Annotated in this window: 10 protein-coding genes and 1 pseudogene; 7 read left to right on the top strand and 4 right to left on the bottom strand. The window is 73.0% G+C overall.

Annotation, left to right across the window (positions count from 1 at the left end; translation table 11 throughout):
- The first annotated feature begins 67 nt into the window (after positions 1–67).
- Together ABEA10_RS46740 and ABEA10_RS46735 are read left to right on the top strand one after the other, a co-directional pair.
- On the top strand, positions 68–1,150 hold the full coding sequence (locus ABEA10_RS46740) for a PP2C family protein-serine/threonine phosphatase (RefSeq protein ID WP_345475149.1): 1,083 nt from the start codon (positions 68–70) through the stop codon (positions 1,148–1,150).
- Positions 1,151–1,538: 388 nt separating this feature from the next.
- Positions 1,539–2,792, top strand: coding sequence for an MFS transporter (locus ABEA10_RS46735; protein ID WP_345475148.1), 1,254 nt, complete (start codon positions 1,539–1,541; stop codon positions 2,790–2,792).
- Between the two features lie 63 nt (positions 2,793–2,855).
- On the opposite strand, the gene ABEA10_RS46730 is transcribed toward ABEA10_RS46735, so the two are convergent.
- The 3 genes from ABEA10_RS46730 to ABEA10_RS46720 all read right to left on the bottom strand — a co-directional run bounded on the left by ABEA10_RS46730 (position 2,856) and on the right by ABEA10_RS46720 (position 5,507).
- On the bottom strand, positions 2,856–4,121 hold the full coding sequence (locus ABEA10_RS46730; RefSeq protein ID WP_345475147.1) for a L,D-transpeptidase: 1,266 nt from the start codon (positions 4,119–4,121) through the stop codon (positions 2,856–2,858).
- Positions 4,122–4,516: 395 nt separating this feature from the next.
- Positions 4,517–5,011, bottom strand: a complete 495-nt coding sequence (locus ABEA10_RS46725; RefSeq protein WP_345475146.1) for a YybH family protein — start codon at positions 5,009–5,011, stop codon at positions 4,517–4,519.
- Between the two features lie 22 nt (positions 5,012–5,033).
- Positions 5,034–5,507, bottom strand: coding sequence for a winged helix-turn-helix transcriptional regulator (locus ABEA10_RS46720; protein WP_329261562.1), 474 nt, complete (start codon positions 5,505–5,507; stop codon positions 5,034–5,036).
- 97 nt (positions 5,508–5,604) lie between these two features.
- Between ABEA10_RS46720 and ABEA10_RS46715 the strand changes: the two genes are divergently transcribed.
- Positions 5,605–7,002: an MFS transporter gene (locus ABEA10_RS46715; protein ID WP_345475145.1), complete on the top strand. Its 1,398-nt coding sequence runs from the start codon at positions 5,605–5,607 to the stop codon at positions 7,000–7,002.
- Here ABEA10_RS46715 and ABEA10_RS46710 read toward each other — a convergent pair.
- Positions 6,994–8,700 carry an IlvD/Edd family dehydratase gene (locus ABEA10_RS46710; RefSeq protein WP_345475144.1) on the bottom strand — a complete coding sequence of 569 codons (1,707 nt, stop codon included), beginning with the start codon at positions 8,698–8,700 and terminating at the stop codon, positions 6,994–6,996. The genes ABEA10_RS46715 and ABEA10_RS46710 overlap by 9 nt on opposite strands.
- Positions 8,701–8,984: 284 nt before the next feature.
- Here ABEA10_RS46710 and ABEA10_RS46705 point away from each other — a divergent pair, with 284 nt between their 5' ends.
- From ABEA10_RS46705 to ABEA10_RS46690, 4 genes and pseudogenes are all read left to right on the top strand, one after another.
- A complete protein-coding gene (locus tag ABEA10_RS46705) occupies positions 8,985–10,502 on the top strand; it encodes a TIGR02677 family protein (RefSeq protein ID WP_329261571.1) in 1,518 nt (505 codons plus the stop codon).
- Positions 10,502–11,881, top strand: a complete 1,380-nt coding sequence (locus ABEA10_RS46700; protein WP_345475143.1) for a DUF2398 family protein — start codon at positions 10,502–10,504, stop codon at positions 11,879–11,881. The genes ABEA10_RS46705 and ABEA10_RS46700 overlap by 1 nt, the downstream gene beginning before the upstream one ends.
- Positions 11,878–16,392, top strand: a complete 4,515-nt coding sequence (locus ABEA10_RS46695) for a TIGR02680 family protein (protein ID WP_345475141.1) — start codon at positions 11,878–11,880, stop codon at positions 16,390–16,392. Before ABEA10_RS46700 ends, ABEA10_RS46695 begins: the two co-directional genes overlap by 4 nt.
- Positions 16,389–17,627: pseudogene (locus tag ABEA10_RS46690) on the top strand (TIGR02679 family protein). The gene ABEA10_RS46695 and the pseudogene ABEA10_RS46690 overlap by 4 nt, the downstream one beginning before the upstream one ends.
- Positions 17,628–17,706 lie beyond the last annotated feature (79 nt).

Raw genomic sequence — 17,706 nt, 5'->3', positions numbered from 1 at the left:
TCGTGTACGCCGGGTGACGGAAAGAACCCGGTCCGGTGCCGGCCGGACGTTATCCTGCCGCAGGGGAATGACGGGGGTGCGGGGGGTCGTCATCACTGATGTCGGGGGATCCGGGGGTCCGGGGCCGTGGCTTCGCTGGCTGCCGTTCCTGGCGATGGGCGTCGTCGCACTGAGCGACATACTCGCCGGCCCGGACGTACGGTTCCGGCCGCTGCTCGCACTCGGGCCGGCCTTCGCGGCCCTGTGGTGCGGCATGCGGCGCACCGCGCTGGTGGGCATGGCCGCGCTCGTCCTCGACGTACTGCTCAGCTCCTACAGCCACGCGCTCGGCCGGCGGCAGAACACCCTCATGCTCGCCATGGTGGCCGGCATCACGGTCGCGAGCGTCTTCGCCAGCTCCGGACGGCAGCGGCGTGAGCGTCTGCTCGCGGAGGTGCGGTCGGTCGCCGAGGTGGCCCAGCAGGTGCTGCTGCGCCCGGTGCCACGCCGGGTCGGCCCGGTGCACGTCGCGGTCAGCTACACCTCCGCCACCGCGGAGGCCCGCATCGGCGGTGACCTGTACGAGGTCGCCTCGACCCGGGCCGGGGTCCGCGTCATCGTGGGCGACGTCCAGGGCAAGGGCCTCGAGGCGGTGGAGACCGCGGCGGCCGTGCTCGGCGCCTTCCGCGAGGCCGCCTACGACGAGCTCGAGCTCACCGGGGTGGTGGCGCGCATCGAGGCCTCGCTGCGCCGGCGGCTGTCGGGGGAGAAGTTCGTCACCGCGGTGCTGGCCGAGTTCGACGAGGGTGACACCGCCACGCTCGTCAACTGCGGGCACCCGTCGCCGCTCATCCTGCGCCAGGGCGGCGTCGGGGAGTTCGCCGAACCGGAGGACGTCGCGCCGCCGCTGGGCCTGACCGGCCTTGCCGACACCCGGCCGCAGCCCTACACGATCGGCTTCGCGCCCGGCGACCGGATGCTGTTCTACACCGACGGCGTCATCGAGGCGCGCGACAGCGAGGGCCGCTTCTACCCGCTGGCCGACCGTAGCGGGCTGCTGAAGGCCGCCGACCCGGAGAAGGCGCTGGAGGAGATGCGCTCCGACGTGCTGCGTCACGTGGGCGGGCGGATCACCGACGACGCCGCGATGTTGCTGGTCCGCCGCCGCTGATACTCCTGGGGCCTGCGTGGCCGATGTCTCCTGAAGGGTAGTGCGGTCCACCCGCCTGGCTACTCCTCACGCATGGCAAAGAGCCCACTACTAAGAGTAGTGGGCTACTGAAAGTAATCAGCGCAGGTCACGGGGGCCAGAACGCCATCGGCCTCCGGTCCTTCGTGCGCCATTCGATAGGAGCGGAGATGTCGGGGATCACACTCGACCACGGAGTTCGGGAGGGGCCGGACGCACCCGCGGCGACGCGATGTCGTCGTCCACGCGTGTGCGTGCCGGCTCCGGGGCCGGCCGCCGGGCCGGCGGCGCCGGCGTTACCGCCGGGGGCTTGTCCGGCTGACCGGGCGGGAGGCGCCGCCGGTCCACCGGAGCGCCGTGGGGGTGGCACGTGATCGCGACCCTGCGGCAGTTCCGGTCCTTCGGCCGGCCCGCGCAGATCCTGTTCATCAACGAGATCGGCGTGAGCATCGCCCTACTCATGCTGGTGCCCTACCTCGCCGACCACCTCGTGCACGGCATCGGGGTGGCGGTCTGGATCGTCGGCATCGTGATGAGCCTGCGCCATTTCAGCGAGGGCCTCTTCGTCATCGGCGGCACGCTCGCCGACCGCATCGGGTACAAGCCGATGATCACCGCGGGTTGCCTGCTGAAGGCCGTCGGCTGCGGGATGTACGCGGTGTTCGGCAGCCTGCCGTGGCTGATCGCCGCGTCGGTGCTGACCGGAATCTCCAGCGCGCTGTTCGTCCCGGCCAACCGCGCCTACCTCGCGCACGAGGAGAAGGAGCGGACCGTCGACGCGTTCGCGGTCTTCAGCGTCTGCCGCCGTCTGGGTGTGCTGGTCGGCCCGCTCGTCGGCGTCCCGCTCATCCACTTCGGGTTCCGTGCGGTGAGCCTGACCTCGGTCGCCATCCTGCTCGCGCTCGCGGCGGCGCAGTGGCGCTTCCTGCCCGCGATCTCCGGGCCGGAGACGGGCTCGTCCCGGCCGATCTGGGCCGACTGGCGGGAGGCGCTGAGCAACCGGCCGTTCCTGGCCTTCGCGGCGACGATGTTCGCCTCGTACGCGCTGACGTTCCAGATCTCGTTCGGGCTGCCGCTGGAGATCCGTCACATCTCCGGCGGGCACGCGGGGATGACCGCGCTGTTCGTGATGTCCGCCGTCCTCGGCCTCGCCCTCCAGGTCCGCCTGATCACCTGGTGCGAGAGGCGCTGGACGGCGGGTCAGGCGATGGTCCGCGGCCTGATCATCATGGGGGTGGCGTTCATACCGCTGATGCTGCCGCCGATGCAGGGCTCGATGGTCATCCGGCTCCTGCCGATCCTCGTGTGCGCGGCGACGCTCAGCATCGGATCGATGATGCTGCACCCGTTCGAGATGGCCACGATCGCCAACCTCTCGGGCGGCCGGGTGATCGGCACGTACTACAGCGTCAACAACCTGCTGTCGGGCTTCGGCGGGGTCTTCGGCAACCTGGTCAGCGCCGCCGCGATCGGCCTGTCCCACAGTATGGGCATGAAGAGCCTGCCCTGGCTGGTGCTGCTGCTCCTCGGCCTGGCGTCCGCGGCCTGCCTGAAGTTCGTGGACCGCGGTGACCGGCTCTCGCCGGCGCCGCTGCGGCCCCAGAGCGCGCCGGCGACGCCGTGACGGACGGCGGGGTGACCGGCCGGTGCCGGTCACCCCGCGCGCTCCGTTCGGGCGGTCGGTGGCTCAGCTCGGGGTGGAGGACGCGGCCGGGGAGGACGCGGGCGGCGTGGTCGGGCTGCCGGCCCCGCCGGTCGCCACGGTCATCACCGGCTTCTTCAGGGCGCTGCCCTTGACCCAGGTCTTCCAGGGCATCTGGTAGTAGCCCCAGCCGTTGTTCCACTCCAGCTTCCGGGAGGACCCGGTGATGTTGATGATGTCGCCCCGCAGGCTGAGGTTGTAGAACCAGCGGGCGCCGGCGACGCTCTGGCGGACGCAGCCGTGACTGCAGTTGCGGTGGCCGAGGCACTCGTACTCACCGGGACTCTGGTGGAGGTACTCGCCGCTGTTGCTGATCTGTACGTCCTTCAGCACCAGCTCGTGGTAGTAACCCGCCTCGCCCTTCTTGACGTTGGGTGAGGTCATCCAGACCTCGGGCAGCTTGCCCATCGCGAGGTGAATGCCACTCGTGGTGCGGAAGTCGTTGCCGTGGGAGTCGCCGCCACCCGTGCCGCCACTGATCGGAATGGTCTTGGCGAGCTTGCCGTCGACGTAGACCTTGCTCTTGTGCGTCTTGAGGCTGACCTTCGCGACGTGCGACGCGCCGATCTTGAAGCTGCGCTTGAAGTCCTTCGTGCCGTACGCCTTGGAGGAGGCGCGGACGCCCGCCATGTGCGCCACCACCGACACCGATGTGTGCGCGGGCCAGTAGGACTTCGTCCGGAAGATGACCTCCTGGGAGGTGATCCAGCGCCAGGCGCCCTCGACCGGCTTGGTGGAACGCACCTCCAGGGCCTTCTCCACCGCGGCCTTGTTCGTGACCGGACCGTCGAAGTTGATCATGATCGGCATGCCGATGCCGACCGTCTCCTTGGAGCGCGGCGTCACGTCACTGATCGAGATGGAGGACGACGCCTTCATCGTGGAGAACTTGCTCGTCGCGGTGGTGACCTTGCCGTCGGAGTTCTTGGCGGTCGCCGTCACCGTGTAGATGGTGCCCGGCTTGAGCGTCCACTTGGTCTGCCAGCTCTTCTTGTCCGCCGACAGGACGCCCTCGACGGTGCTCCCACCGCCCTGCACCGTGACCTGGTCGATCACGCCGCTCGCGGCCGTCACCTGCACGCCCTTGTCCGGGCGGACCTTCTTCACCCCGTTCGCCGGGGTGATCGTCGCGGCGGCGGCCGGAGCCTTGGCCGCGGACTGGCTGGCGTTGCCGCTCGACGAGCAGGCCGCGATCGGTGTGAGGAGTAGCCCGGCCGCCACCGGCGCGAACCAACGACTGGACCATGTCACTTTCATCCTGCGATGCACCCCTGGGACCCCACTCTGCTGCAGACCATGCCAACTCAGTACAGAGAACGTTCGAGCCGTACATGTGATCGACCCCGCACAATCCGGGCATCATACTATCGATCACTGAATGGCCATTCCGGGGTTTCTCAGGTATCTCCCAGTCGCTCGTGCCACGCCGGAAATCGCCCGTGTTGACGGTGAGTGACATTAGGCGGGGCGTCCGTTCCTTATCGGCGGGTCCGCCCGAGGTCGGGCGTGCTCTTCCGGGCGCCGCGAAGCGGGGCGACTCCATTTCCCGATTCTTCGCGCGGGGCATCCGGGGGTGGCGTATTTCCGAGGCCCGGCGCGGTCGCGCGCGTTCCGTTCCCGTGCGCCACCGGAGATCCGGCCCGCGCTCAGCGGCGTACGGCGGCCTGGTAGGCGCGCAGGGCGCCGGGGTCGTCGGCGCTGCCGTGATGGTGGATCTGCCGCCACCGTTCCTCGCCGGGAACCCAGGCGAAGAAACGGCTCGTGCGGAACTCCACCGGTATCCGCATGCCCTCGGCGTCCGTGTACTCGCAGCGTTCGCGGCCGGCGAAGACCGCGGTGTCCGCCGTGACGTAGGTCGCGGCGTCGGTGAACGTCACGCTCAGGTCCATGCCGCTCGAGAAGATCCGCCGGTACAGCTCGGTGATGGCCGCGCCGGAGCGGATGATGCCGCCGACCGGGTTGTCGAGCTGGGCGAGCTCGTCATCGGACCACACCTCGGCGAGCGTGTCGAGATCGGCGCTGTTCAGCGCGTAGTAGAAGGTCTCCAGCGCGGCGACCGCCCCCTCCCGGCCGCGCACGGTCGTGCCGGCGAGCCGGTTGCGGGCGGCCGGGCCGAAGTCGTAGTCGACCACTTCGTACATGTCGCTCCTCGGGGGATCACTTCTATGCCCGGGTGTCGTCCGCCCACGCGGGGTCGGCGACCTCCCGGGTGAGGTCGCCGGCGTCGACCTGCTCGCCGCAGGTGGTACAGAGCGTGACCGGCTCCAGCGGATGGTCGTGGTGCAGGATCCGTACCGGCGGCGCCGTCACGGCCCACCGGTTGCCCCACGTCAGGAGCGCGCGGATGACCGGGCCGAGATCACGGCCCGCCTCCGTGAGGTGGTAGCCGTCGTAGCGCCCGCCCTCCTCGGACGGCCGGCGTTCGAGCACGCCCGCCTCGACCAGGGTCTTCAGCCGCGCGGCGAGCCGGTCGCGCGGGGCGCCGGTGCCCCGCGCGATCTGGCCGAACCGGTGGTTCCCGAGCAGCACCTCGCGTACGGCCAGCAGCGCCCACCGGTCGCCGACGATCTCCAGCGCGGAGGCGGCGGAGCAGGGGCGGCCGGGGAGGGTTGCGGGGTCGATGCGCGTACCGGTCATGGCCTCACGCTAGCGGCTTACGGTTTGATTCTCAAACCAGAATGCGTCTAAGGTCTCGCCCATGACCTCTGTGGTTGGATTCTCAAACCGTTCTCGTGTGGCCGCCGGCGTCGTGGTGCTGGCCGTCTTCATGACCAACCTCGACCTGTGGATCGTCAACGTCGCGCTGCCGGCGATGGGCGCGAGCTTCTCCCACGGCGGCCGTCCCGCGTCGCTGGCCGACCTGTCCTGGGTGCTCAACGCCTACGCCATCACCCTGGCCGCGCTGCTCGTCGTGCTCGGCCGGGCCGGCGACCGCATCGGGCAGCGGCCCGTGTTCATCGCCGGGGTCGTCGTGTTCACCGGTGCCTCGGTCGCGTGCGCGCTGGCGCCGGACCTGGGGGTCCTGGTGGTCGCGCGGGTCGTCCAGGCCGCCGGGGCGGCCGCCCAGCTGCCGACCTCGCTCGCCCTGCTCCTGGCCAGCGTGCCCGCCGAGCGGAGGACCGGCGCCACCCGCGCCTGGGCGGCGTTCGGTGGCCTCGCCGCCGCCGCCGGGCCGGTCGTCGGCGGGCTGCTCGTCGAGGTCGACTGGCGCTGGGTCTTCGTGGTGAACCTGCCGGTCGGCGTCGTCGCCGTCGTCGCGGGGCTGGCCGCCCTGCCCGCGCCCGCGGCGCGGGAGACCGGGCCGCTGCCCGACGTGTGGGGCGCCGTGCTGGTCACCGTCGCGGTCGCCGCGCTGACCGGAGCGCTCGTGCAGGCACCCGGCTGGGGATGGGCCTCCGGCCGCACGCTCGGGCTGCTGGCGATCGCCGTCGCGGTCGGCGCGTGGTTCGGGCTGCGGTCCGCGCGCCACGCGACGCCGCTGCTGGAGCTGCACCTGCTGCGCCTGCCCCGGTTCGGCGTGGCCGGCGCCGGCACGTTCCTGTTCGGGGTCGCGTTCGCCGTGATGCTGCTGTCCAACGTGCTGTGGTGCCAGGACGTCTGGCACTGGAGCGCGCTGCGCACCGGCCTCGCCCTCGTGCCCGGCCCCGCGCTGGTCCCGATCGTCACCGCGCTCACCGCGCGGGCCGCGCGCCGGTTCGGTCACGGCCCGCTCGTCGCGGCGGGCGGCCTGCTGTTCGCCGCCGCCATGCTGTGGCGGGTCGCGATGGTCTCCACCGCGCCGGACTATTCGCGCGACCTGCTCCCCAGCCTGATCCTCGGCGGCACCGGCGTCGGCCTGACGCTCGGCACGCTGATCGCGGCGGGGGTCCAGTCACTGCCCGCGGCGCGTACCGCCACCGGCTCCGCCCTGGTCAACTCCTTCCGGCAGATCTCCTCCGCCCTCGGAGTCGCACTCCTGGTCACCCTGCTGGGCTCCCGCGTGGACGCGGGGTCCACCGGCGACTTCCGCCTGGCCTGGACGCTCGCCGCCGTCCTGAGCGTCGTCACCTCCGTCCTCGGCGCCCTGCTCGTACGGGCCCGGACCCCGGCCGTCTCTCCTGCACAGTCCGGGCGGGAGAGGACCTCAGTGTGACTCGCGGCGGACCTCGCTCCCGCTGGAGCCGGTGAGGAAGTCCAGGTCGGCGCCCTGGTCGGCCTGGAGAACGTGGTCGATGTAGAGGCGCTCCCACCCGCGTACGGGGGCGGCGTGCGCGGAGGAGGACGCGGGCTCCCGCGCCTCGAGCTCGCCGTCCGGCAGCTCGACGTCGAGCCGCCGGGCGGCCACGTCCAGGACGATCATGTCGCCGGTGCGGACCTTGGCCAGCGGGCCGCCCGCGGCCGACTCCGGCGCGGTGTGCAGCACGACCGTGCCGTACGCCGTGCCGCTCATGCGCGCGTCGCTGATCCGCACCATGTCGCGCACCCCGCGGGCGAGCAGCTTGGCCGGCAGCGGCATGTTCCCGACCTCGGGCATCCCCGGGTACCCCCTCGGGCCGCAGCCCCGCAGCACCAGCACGCTGTCCTCGTCGACGTCCAGGTCCGGGTCGTCCAGGGCCGCCCGCAGGTCCTCGATGCTGTCGAAGACAACCGCGCGCCCCCGGTGGCGCAGCAGCGACGGCGACGCGGCGGCCGGCTTGATCACCGCGCCGTCGGGGCACAGGTTGCCCCGCAGTACGGCGATGCCCGCCTCCTCCTGGAGCGGCGCCGTACGGCGGCGGATGACCGTCTCGTCGTGGATCTCGGCGTCGGCCAGTCCCTCGCCGATCGGCCGCCCGGTGACCGTCGGCGCCGAGGAGTCGATCAGGTCGGCCATCTCGTTCAGCACCGCCCGCAGTCCGCCCGCGCGGTGGAAGTCCTCCATCAGGTGCGCGCCGGCCGGCTGCAGGTCCACGAGCAGCGGCACCTTGGCCCCGGCCTGGTCGAAGTCGTCCAGGGTCAGCGGCACGCCCGCCCGGCCCGCGATCGCCAGCAGGTGGACGACCGCGTTGGTGGAGCCGCCGATCGCGGCGAGGGCCACGATCGCGTTGAGGAACGACCCGCGCGTCAGGACCGTGCTGGGCCGGCGGTCGCTCGCCACCATCTCGATGATCGTGCGGCCGGCCTGGTGGGCGCGTTCGAGCAGGCGGCTGTCCGGCGCGGGGATGCCCGCGACGCCCGGCAGCGTCATGCCCAGCGCCTCGGCCATGCAGGCCATCGTCGAGGCGGTCCCCATCGTGTTGCAGTGGCCGCGGCTGCGGATCATCGACGACTCCGCCTCCAGGAACCGGTCCTGCGAAAGCGTGCCCGCCCGCACCTCCTCGCTGAGCCGCCACACGTCGGTGCCGCAGCCCAGCGGCGCACCGCGGAAGTGCCCGGTCAGCATCGGCCCGCCCGGCACGACGATCGCCGGCAGGTCGACCGACGCGGCGGCCATGAGCAGCGCGGGAATGGTCTTGTCGCACCCGCCGAGCAGCACGACGCCGTCGACGGGGTTGGCGCGGATCATCTCCTCGGCCGCCATCGCCGCCAGGTTGCGGAACAGCATCGCGGTCGGCCGGAGCTGCGTCTCGCCCAGCGAGGGCACCGGCAGCTCCAGCGGCACGCCGCCGGCCTCCCACACACCGGCCTTCACGCTCGCGGCGACCTCGCCGAGGTGGCTGTTGCACGGCGACAGGTCGGAGGCGGTGTTGGCGATCGCGATGTGCGGCCGCCCGTCGAACGCGTCGGAGGGAAGTCCGCGCCGCATCCAGGCGCGGTGGATGAAGGCGTTCCGGTCCGTTCCGGCGTACCAGTGCTGACTGCGCGGCGTCATGGGCGTGCTCCTGCGGTCGGCGGCGTCTACCGCCCATACTGGTCCGTGACCTCCCGGATTGCGACCGTCCGGTGATCACGAGAATCCGGGCACCGGGACGACCGGGCCGTTTCGGCCCGTACGGGAACCGGCCGCGCGCCGATCTCGGCGGCGGACCGCCGGGCGCTCGGTCCGCTCGCCGGCCGCTTACCGTTGTTCGGCTGAGAGCCGATTGGGGCGCGAGTTGTCGGTGGTGTTGCCTACCCTTCCTTGGTCGGGCGGGTGGATGACGGGGGGAGTGGGCTGTGAGCGGCCGTAGGGCGCTGGATCTGGACTCGCTGGTGGTCAGCGACCGGTTCCGGCTGTTCAACTTCACCCGGCGTGACGACCACGTCGCGTACCTCTGGGTGCTGCGGGCCATGGACCGGCTGCGCGCCGTCCACCAGGTCCAGGTCGACAGCGACCAGGTCGGGGCGGCCCTCGCGGAGCTCGCCGAGCTGTACGACGACGTGCCCACCCTCGACGGCAACCTGCGCAGCCGCCTCGACGCGCTCTATGACGACCGGGTGGTCCACCGGTTCGACGACGCCTCACGGGCGGGCAACCTCGTCCGCTACCGCAACCGGCAGTCGGTCTACCAGTTCAGCGAGCTGGGCTACTGGGCCTACACCGCGGTCGAGGACCTCCTCGAGGCCCGCATCCAGGACGCCAACCTGTCACGTCTGGTCTTCTCCGACATCCTGGAGGACCTCAAGGCGCTCGCCGCGGCCAACCGCGCGGGCGAGACCGAGCAGGTCTACCGCCGCCTGTCCCGGCTCGACTCGGTGATGGAGGACATGGGGCGGCGCTCGGCGCAGTTCCACGTGACCCTCGGGGAGATCGTCCGTTCCACCGACACGTCGCCGGACCTGTTCCTCCGCTACAAGAACGCCCTGCTCACGCACATGACCGACTTCATGGCCGAGCTCGACCGCTACCTCGCGCGGCTCGCCCGCGCGGTGCACGAGGTCGAGGACACCGGGCTCGGCACCCTCCTGGCCCGCGCCGCCGAGGCCGACGAGCGGCCGTTCATGTCCTACACCGAGCGGCTCGACGAGTGGGAGCGCCGCTGGGCCGCCCTGCGCGAGTGGTTCGCCGCGGAGGGCGACTCGCGCGCCGGCGACCTGCGCTCGGCGACCCGCACGGCGGTCTCCGGAGTGATCGCACTGCTGCGCCAGATCACCGAGGCTCAGCGCGGGGGAGTCAACCGGGCGACCCAGCTGCGCCACCTGGCCGAGTGGGTGTGGCGCGTCCCCGACACCGACGCCGCGCACGCGCTGATGTCGGCGGCGTTCAACCTGCGTTCGGCCCGTCATCTCGGTGGCGCCCACGACGACGCCGAGGAGATCTCCGACCGCGCCACCTGGTGGGACGCGCCCGGCGTCGAGCTGTCGATCAGTCTCTTCCGCACCGGCAAGGCGCCCACGACGGGCGTGCCGCAGCCCGTGCGGGCCAACGCGGGCGCCCGCGTCGAACTGCGGCGCCGGCAGGCGGCCGAGCGCGCCGCCGAGCGCGAGGCGGCCGGCCGGCTGCTGGACGCCGGAGCGTACGACCGCGTGCTCGACGACGACGAGACGCGGGTCCTGCTCAAGCTCCTGACCCGCGCCCTGGAGGCCCGCACGGTCGTCGCCGGCCGGCTCGGCGCCGGATCCGGCGCGAGCGACACGGTGATGATGCGCCTGTCGCCGGCCGAGGAGGGCAGCACGGTCCTCACCACGCGCGGACGGCTCCACCTGCCCGGCTTCACGGTCGAGATGGCGCCCGCCCGGCGAGGGAGGTCCTGATGCGGCGCCCCCGCGCGGCCGCCGGGGTCCAGACCACCGACCTCGGCGCCTACCAGCAGGCGGTCCGCCGCGTGCTGACCTGCGACCTGATCACCGCGACCCGGCCGCGGCCGGGCGTGCTCGAACAGGTGCTCCGCTGGGCCGACGAGATGACCCGCGACTTCCGCGAGCTGCTCGGCTACACCCTCATCGCCGACACGCGCCAGGTCCGGCTCGTACGCCGACTCGACCGGCTCGACCCGACCCAGGGCCTGATGTTCGCCCGCAAGGGCGGCCGGCCCTTCGACCAGCGGCGCATGGCCTATCTCTGCCTCGTCCTCGCCTCGTTCCAGCGGTCCCGGGTGGAGATCAGCCTGGCCGACCTGGTCCGGGTCTTCACCCCGGCCGCCAACGCCATCGAGGGCCTCGGCTTCGACCCGACGGTGAGCGCGCACAAGGCGGCCGTGGTCGACGTCCTCGGCTGGCTCGTCGAGCGCGGGGCCCTGCGCCTGTCCGACGGCTCGCTGGAGGCGTGGGCCCGCGACAGCGAGCACGGCGACGCGCTCTACGACATCGACCACGACATCTGCGCCGTCCTGTTCAAGCCCGCCCGGCCGGTGCAGCACCTGACGAGCGCGGCCGGCCTGCTCGACGACCCGCTGTCGCGCGTCGACGGCGCCGTGCACCCGCAGGCCGTGGCGCAGCGCGCGCGGAGGCTGCTCACCGAGCTGCCCGTGGTCTACTACGACGACGTCGAGCCCGCCATCGCCGACCTGCTCCGCCGTCCGGGCCTCGCCGAGGACCTGGCCCGCTTCACCGGCCTGGTGGTCGAGCGTCGTGCGGAGGGCGTCATGCTCGCCGACGCGGGCGGGGTGTTCACCGACCGGCCGTTCCCCGGACGCGGCGGCGCCGTCAACCGTACGGCCGGGCTGCTGCTCGCCAAGATCGCCGATCTACTCGAGGACCCCGAGCAGGAGCCGGCGCTGATCGAGACGCCACGCGAGGCCGACGACCACGCCGCACTCGTGGCGCGGATCGACTCCGGCCTGCCGGAGGCCGGAGTCGTACGCGAGCTGGCCTGGACACCGCCCGAGACCGAGGCTCCGGCGTCCGGTCCGGCCGGCACCGCACCGCTGGTCGAGCGGACCCGGCTGGAGACGATGATCGACGAGCTGTTCGAGGAGTTCGGCGCGGCGTCCTTCACCAGCGCCTGGCAGCACGACCCGCGCGGCCTGCTGGACGCCGCGGTGACGTTCCTGGCCGAGCTCGGTCTGGTGCGGCCGGTCCCGGGCGGGGTGCTCGTCCGGCCGGCCGCCGTGCGCTACCGCAACATCACGCTGGCCCTCGCCGACACCGCGCAGCTTCCGCTGCCCGCACCCGCAGGAGGAGAGACGTCATGACGGCACGGTTCCGCCCTTCTCGCGCGGGCGTCATCAACGTCTGGGACTACGCCGACGAGGAGTTCGTCTTCGCCGATGGGCGACTGGTCCTGCGCGGTCACAACGGCTCCGGCAAGACCAAGGCCCTGGAGGTGCTGTTCCCGTTCGTCCTCGACGGGGTCGCCGACGCCCGGCGACTCGACCCGTTCAGCGGCGACAACCGGACGATGAAGTCCAACCTGCTCTACCGCGGCCAGGAGTCCGAGTACGGCTACGTCTGGATGGAGTTCGCCCGAGCGGGGGATGAGGCGTCCACGGACGGGCGCGGCCGTCAGGCCCGCGCGGAGGAGACGGTGACTCTGGTCATCGGCCTGCGGGCGCATCGCAACCGTGACGGCGTGCGCTCCTCCTTCTTCGTCACCGGCAAGCGGCTCGGCGTCGACTTCGGCCTGCTGGGCCCCGACTCACGGCCGCTGACCGACCGCCAGCTCCGCGAGTCGCTGGAGCCGGGCGCCGCCTACAAGACGGCCACCGAATACCGCGACGCCGTCGACGCGCGCCTGTTCGGCCTGGGGCGCGAGCGCTACACCCAGCTCCTCGACCTGCTCCTCGCGCTGCGGCGCCCGCTGCTGGCCAAGGACCTCGACCCGGCCAAGGTGTCCGACACGCTCACCGCCGGCCTCAGCCCGGTCGATGAGGACCTGGTCGACCAGGCGGCGCGCGACTTTGAGAACCTCGCCGCCGTGCAGCGCCTCTTCGACGACCTGACCGCCGCCGACAGCGCGGTCACGACGTTCATGGCCGACTACACGACCTACCTCCAGGTGCACGCGAAGGCCAAGCTCGACCGCATCGGGTCGGGGTTCGAGGGCGCGACCGGCCACGCACGGGGCGTCGCCGAGGCGCTGGCCGAGGTCGAGCGGGCGACGGCGGCCCACGCGGCGGCGGTCGCGGCCCGTGACGCCGCCGAGGAGGAGCGCTCCACGCTCGGCGCCCGGCTGGGCGCGCTGAAGAGCCACGACGCGTACCGCAAGCAGGGCGACCTCGACCGCATGCGCACGCAGATCACCGCCACCGCGGCCGAGATCGACAAAGAGCGCGCCCGCCTCGACCGCGCCGGGGAGACCGTGCGCGCCCTCACCCGCGAGGCGGACGAGGCCGACGAACGGCTGCGGTCCTCGCGGCTGGCGGTCGGCCGCTGGACGGGCGCGCTGGAGGACGCCGCCGAGCGGGCCGGCATCGCCGCCGACGGCGACGGCCCGGCCGACAGCGGTGAGGAACTGGCGGTCGACGCCTCCGCGCGGAGCACCGCGCGGCGCGACGACGTCGGCAAGGTGCGCGAACACCTCGCGCTGGTCGGCGCCGCCGAGGCCGACCGCGCCCGCGCGGAGGAGGCGGTGGCCGAGGCCGCCGACAAGCTGGCCCGGCGGGAGACCGAGTGCGCCGAGGCCGACGCGCATCTCGCCGCCGTGCGCGAACACGCCTCCTCGGCCCTGGCGGACTGGGCGTCGCGCTGGTCCGGCGGCGAGGAGCCGGTCGCCGAGGCCGCCGACGTGGAGGCGCTCACCGCCGCCCTGGAGCTGATCGGCGAGGCGGGCGCGCGGAGCCTGACCGAGGTGTTCGCCGACCTGTCCGACGACCGGCGTCTCGCCGTGGTCTCGCGCCGGCAGGACCTGGCCGGGCGGCGCGAGCGGCTGGCCGCGGAGCTGGCCGGGCAGCGCGCGCTGCGGGCCGAGATCGAGGCCGAACGCGACGACGCGCCGCCGCCGAGCGACCTGCGCACCGCCGACCGCGCGTCCCGGCCGGGGGCGCCGCTGTGGCGGCTCGTGCGCTTCGCCGACGACGTGGAGCCGTCGAGGGCGGCGGGCATCGAGGGCGCGCTGTACGGCGCGGGCATGCTGACCGCGTGGATCCATCCCGATCCCGCCTCGACGATGGCGGCGGTGTCCGAGGCCGAGGCCGACGGTTACCTCGTCCCGGTGACGCCGGGTCCGGAGGGGCCGACGCTGGCCGACGTCCTCGTGCCCGAGGAGCAGGATCTGGTGCCGGCCCCGGCGATCGCGGCCGTGCTGCGCTCGGTGGCGCTGACCGATGATCCGGCGGGTTTCTCCGGTGCCGCGGCGGTCACGGACCGGGCCCAGTTCAGCCACGGCGTCCATGTCGGCGCCCGGCCGAAGGAGGCCCCGGAGTTCATCGGCGCGACCAACCGCGAACACCGCCGCCGGGCGCGCCTGGCCGCCTGCGACGAGGCGATCGCGGAGCTGGAGGCGCGCGACGCCGAGGCCGCCGCCGAGTCCGAGCGGCTGGAGGAGCTGCTCGGCGACTTCAAGCGCGCCCAGCGCGAGCTGCCCCCGGCGAAGCCGGTGGTGGACGCCGTCAAGCGGCTGGCCGACAACGCCATTCTGCTGACCGTCGCCCGTACCGCCGAGACGGAGGCGCGCAAGGCTCTCGAAGGCGCGTCCGCCGAGGTCGACGCGCGCCGGCGGCGCCTGCGCCAGACGGCGGCCGAGCGCGGCATGCCGGCCACGGCCGAGGCGGTCGACGCGGTCGCCCAGGCGGTCGAGGACTTCACCGCCGCCGCCGGCCACCTCGACGCCGAGCGGCGCAACGTCGCCGTCCTGGCCAACGACGTCGCCGGCCGCCGCGACAACATCGAACGCCTCGCCTCCGACCGCGCGGAGAGCGCCGAGGCGCTGGCCGAGAAGGAGAAGGCGCACGCCGCGGCGGTCGAGGAGCTCGCCGAGCGGGAGAAGGCCCTCGACGCCCCGCTGAAGGAGGTCCTCGCCCGGATCGAGGAGACCGAGGCGCTGATCAGGGCGGCCGACGAGGAGTACCGGCGGCAGCGGTCCGAGGCGGAAAAGCAGGACCGCCGCCTCATCAAGGCCGAGGCCGACCTGAGCAACGGCCGCAAGCTGGTCACCGAGGCGATGAACGGCCTGTTCGAACAGGCGGCGTCCTTCGCCCCGTACGCCCACCGCGACCTGCGGGTCCTCCTGGGCGTCGCCGACGCGCGCCCCTGGCCCGCCGACGCGAGCTGGGAGCCCGCCCGCGCCGGCGAGGCCGTCATCGAGGCCCTGTGCCGCCCCACCGCCGAACCGGCGGACTCCGCCACCGCCACCGTGGACGGCGACACCACGGTCACCGACGATCCGACCGTCACCGGACCGGCCGGTACGGGTTCGGCCGAGGCCGGCGTATCCGCCTCGCCCGACGCTGTCGCCGACGCGGCCGGCACGGTCGGTACAGCAGCGGACACGATCGGGGCGGGAACGGCCGGTCCGGGCGAAGTCCGCGCGCCGGGTGCCACCGCCGAGACGGCCGCGGGCCGCTCCGCGCCGCTGGATCCCGCGGCGGCGGTGCGGGCGGCGTTCCCGGCCGGTGTGGTGGAGCTGCTGGACGCGTTCCGGGCCGAGATCGGCGGGGGCCGTCCGGTCACGGACGGCGCGCTCAAGAGCGCCGCCGGGCGGATGTCCGACGCGCTGCGCACCTTCGGTGACGCGCTCACCTCCTGCGAGGCGGACTACCGCCTCGACTACGACCCGACCGGCGTCGTGATGGTCTTCGTCATCGACGAGGACGGCCGCAACCCGGTCGGAGTCTTCGCGTCCAGGGTCGCCGAGCGGGCCCGGGAGCAGGGCGTCCTGCTGGAGGAGCGCGAGCGTACGGTCCTGGAGGACGAGCTGCTCACCGGCCTGGCCCTGCAGATCCACGGGCGCGTCCTGGCGGCCCGCGACCTCGTCCGGGGGATGAACGCCGACACGCGGTCCCGTCCGATGTCGTCGGGCACCGCCATCGGCATCCGCTGGGCCCACTCGGACCGGATCGACGACCGGCAGCGCGCCACGTCACGGCTGCTCACCCGCGACGCGCAGGGCCTGGGCCCCTCCGGCCTGGCCGAGCTGCGCGGCATGCTCCGCGAGATGATCCGCGACTACCGCGCCGCCCATCCGCGCGCCACCTACAAAGAGGTGCTGTCGGAGGTCCTCGACTACCGCACCTGGCACACGTTCGAACTGCTGCTCATCGTGCCGGGCGAGCCGGAGGTCCGTCTCACCCGGGCCCGGCACTCGGTGATGTCGGGGGGTGAGAAGTCCGCCGCGATCCACCTGCCGCTGTTCGCCGCCGCGAACGCCCTCTACTCCTCGGCCGGCCCGGACTGCCCGCGCATGATCGCCCTGGACGAGGCGTTCGCCGGCATCGACGACAAGTACAAGCCGGACCTGCTCGGCCTTACGGTCAAGTTCGACCTGGACCTGTTCATGACCGGCCACGACCTGTGGGTGCACCACGAGACGGTCCCGATGGCCGCCCACTACGACATGCACCACGACAAGACCGCGCACGCGGTGTCGGCGATGCTCGTCCTGTGGGACGGCACCCAGCTCATCGACGCCGAGGCCGGGTTCGCCGGCAACGACGAGCTCGCCGAAGAACTCCTCGGCATCAAGCCCCGCCGCCACGTCCCGCCCGTCGCCGACGACTCGCTCCTGAGCGCCCTGCCCGAGGGCGAGGACGAGGAGGACGAGCCGTGACGGTCGAGGAGCGTGCGATCGAGCGCTTCCACGGCCCGGCGTACCGGCGGCTGCTGGATCGCGCGCGCGACCGGCTCGAACGCCGCGGCGGATCCCTGAGCGGCACGATCAGCCTTCCCGAGCCCACTCATGACGAGCGCAGGGCACTCGACGGCCTCCTCGGCGGCGCGCGGCGGCCGGATGCCAAGACCACCTCGGTGGATCTGACCCGGCTGGACGCCGCCGTCCGTACCTCCTGCGGGCTGAGCCTCGTCGCGCTGCTGGAGACGGTTTTCGGCCGGCCGCTGAGCGACCGCCCCGCCGAGGAGGCCGCCAAGGAGGCCGCGCGTGCCGAGCTGCTCCGCGTCGCGGAGGAGAGCCCGCTGTACGCCTCGGCGGACTGGTTCCGCGACTGGGCCGGCACCCGCGGCATGCCGGCCCGGCTCATCACGCAGGGCAACGGGCATCTGTTCGCTCGCGCGGTCAAGGTTCTCGAACGCCTGGAGGACTCTTCGGGCCCGGTCGAGCTCACCACACTCGCCGACGAGGTCACCGGAGACACCAAGGCGCTCGGACCACGGTCTCCGCTGTCGACGCTGGTTCTCGACGCGCTGGCCCGCCGGATCGGTGTGCCCAAGCCGACGGCGGCCGAGGACCGCCGCGCGCTGTGGGAGGCATTCGGCGTCCTTCCGGACGATCTGGCGAGCCGCGTCCTCGTGCTCAACCTCCCGGCCGAGGGCGCGGGGCTGGGCGAGTGGCTCACCGGCGCCGCACGCCACGGCACGCCGTTCCATGTCACACTGCACCAGCTCACGACACTGCCGGTCACCACGGACCGGCCGGTGGCGTACGTCTGCGAGAACCCCACCGTCGTCCGGCGCGCGGCGGCCGAGCTGGGCCCGGCCGCGCCGCCGCTGCTGTGCACCGAGGGACTGCCGTCGCTCGCCTTCCACCGCCTCGCGAGCACGGTCACCGCGGGCGGGGGCACACTGCGTTACCACGGCGACTTCGACTGGCCGGGCCTGGCGATCGCGCAGTCGGTGATGTGACGTCACGGCGCCGAGCCCTGGCGAATGTCGGCCGCCGACTACCTCGCCGGCGTCCGCGGCGCCGACCGTCACCTGCCCCTGAAGGGCAAGGAGTCCCCGAGCCCGTGGGCGCGCGATCTTGCCACGACCATGGCCGAGACGGGCCTGGTCGTCTCCGAGGAGACGGTCGCGGACCGGCTGCTCGCCGACCTGAGAGGCGCGTCATAGGCCGCGTTCGCAGCGAGCGGGCGTTCCGACGACCTCTGCTCGTGCCCGCATGACCCGCCGCGAACCGGTCGCCGGCGGC

The organism is Actinoallomurus oryzae (assembly GCF_039541955.1).
In the GTDB taxonomy this organism is placed as follows: Bacteria; Actinomycetota; Actinomycetes; order Streptosporangiales; family Streptosporangiaceae; genus Actinoallomurus; species Actinoallomurus oryzae.
Note: the sequence above shows the minus strand (reverse complement) of the source record. Positions and strands in the feature narration are given on the sequence as shown.

Excerpts from the sequence above, each read along its gene's own strand:
- ABEA10_RS46740 (WP_345475149.1), top strand. The coding sequence starts at position 68 with ATGACGGGGGTGCGGGGGGTCGTCATCACTGATGTCGGGGGATCCGGG.
- ABEA10_RS46725 (WP_345475146.1), bottom strand. The coding sequence starts at position 5,011 with ATGTACGAAGTGGTCGACTACGACTTCGGCCCGGCCGCCCGCAACCGG.
- ABEA10_RS46720 (WP_329261562.1), bottom strand. The coding sequence starts at position 5,507 with ATGACCGGTACGCGCATCGACCCCGCAACCCTCCCCGGCCGCCCCTGC.
- ABEA10_RS46710 (WP_345475144.1), bottom strand. The coding sequence starts at position 8,700 with ATGACGCCGCGCAGTCAGCACTGGTACGCCGGAACGGACCGGAACGCC.
- ABEA10_RS46700 (WP_345475143.1), top strand. The coding sequence starts at position 10,502 with ATGCGGCGCCCCCGCGCGGCCGCCGGGGTCCAGACCACCGACCTCGGC.
- ABEA10_RS46695 (WP_345475141.1), top strand. The coding sequence starts at position 11,878 with ATGACGGCACGGTTCCGCCCTTCTCGCGCGGGCGTCATCAACGTCTGG.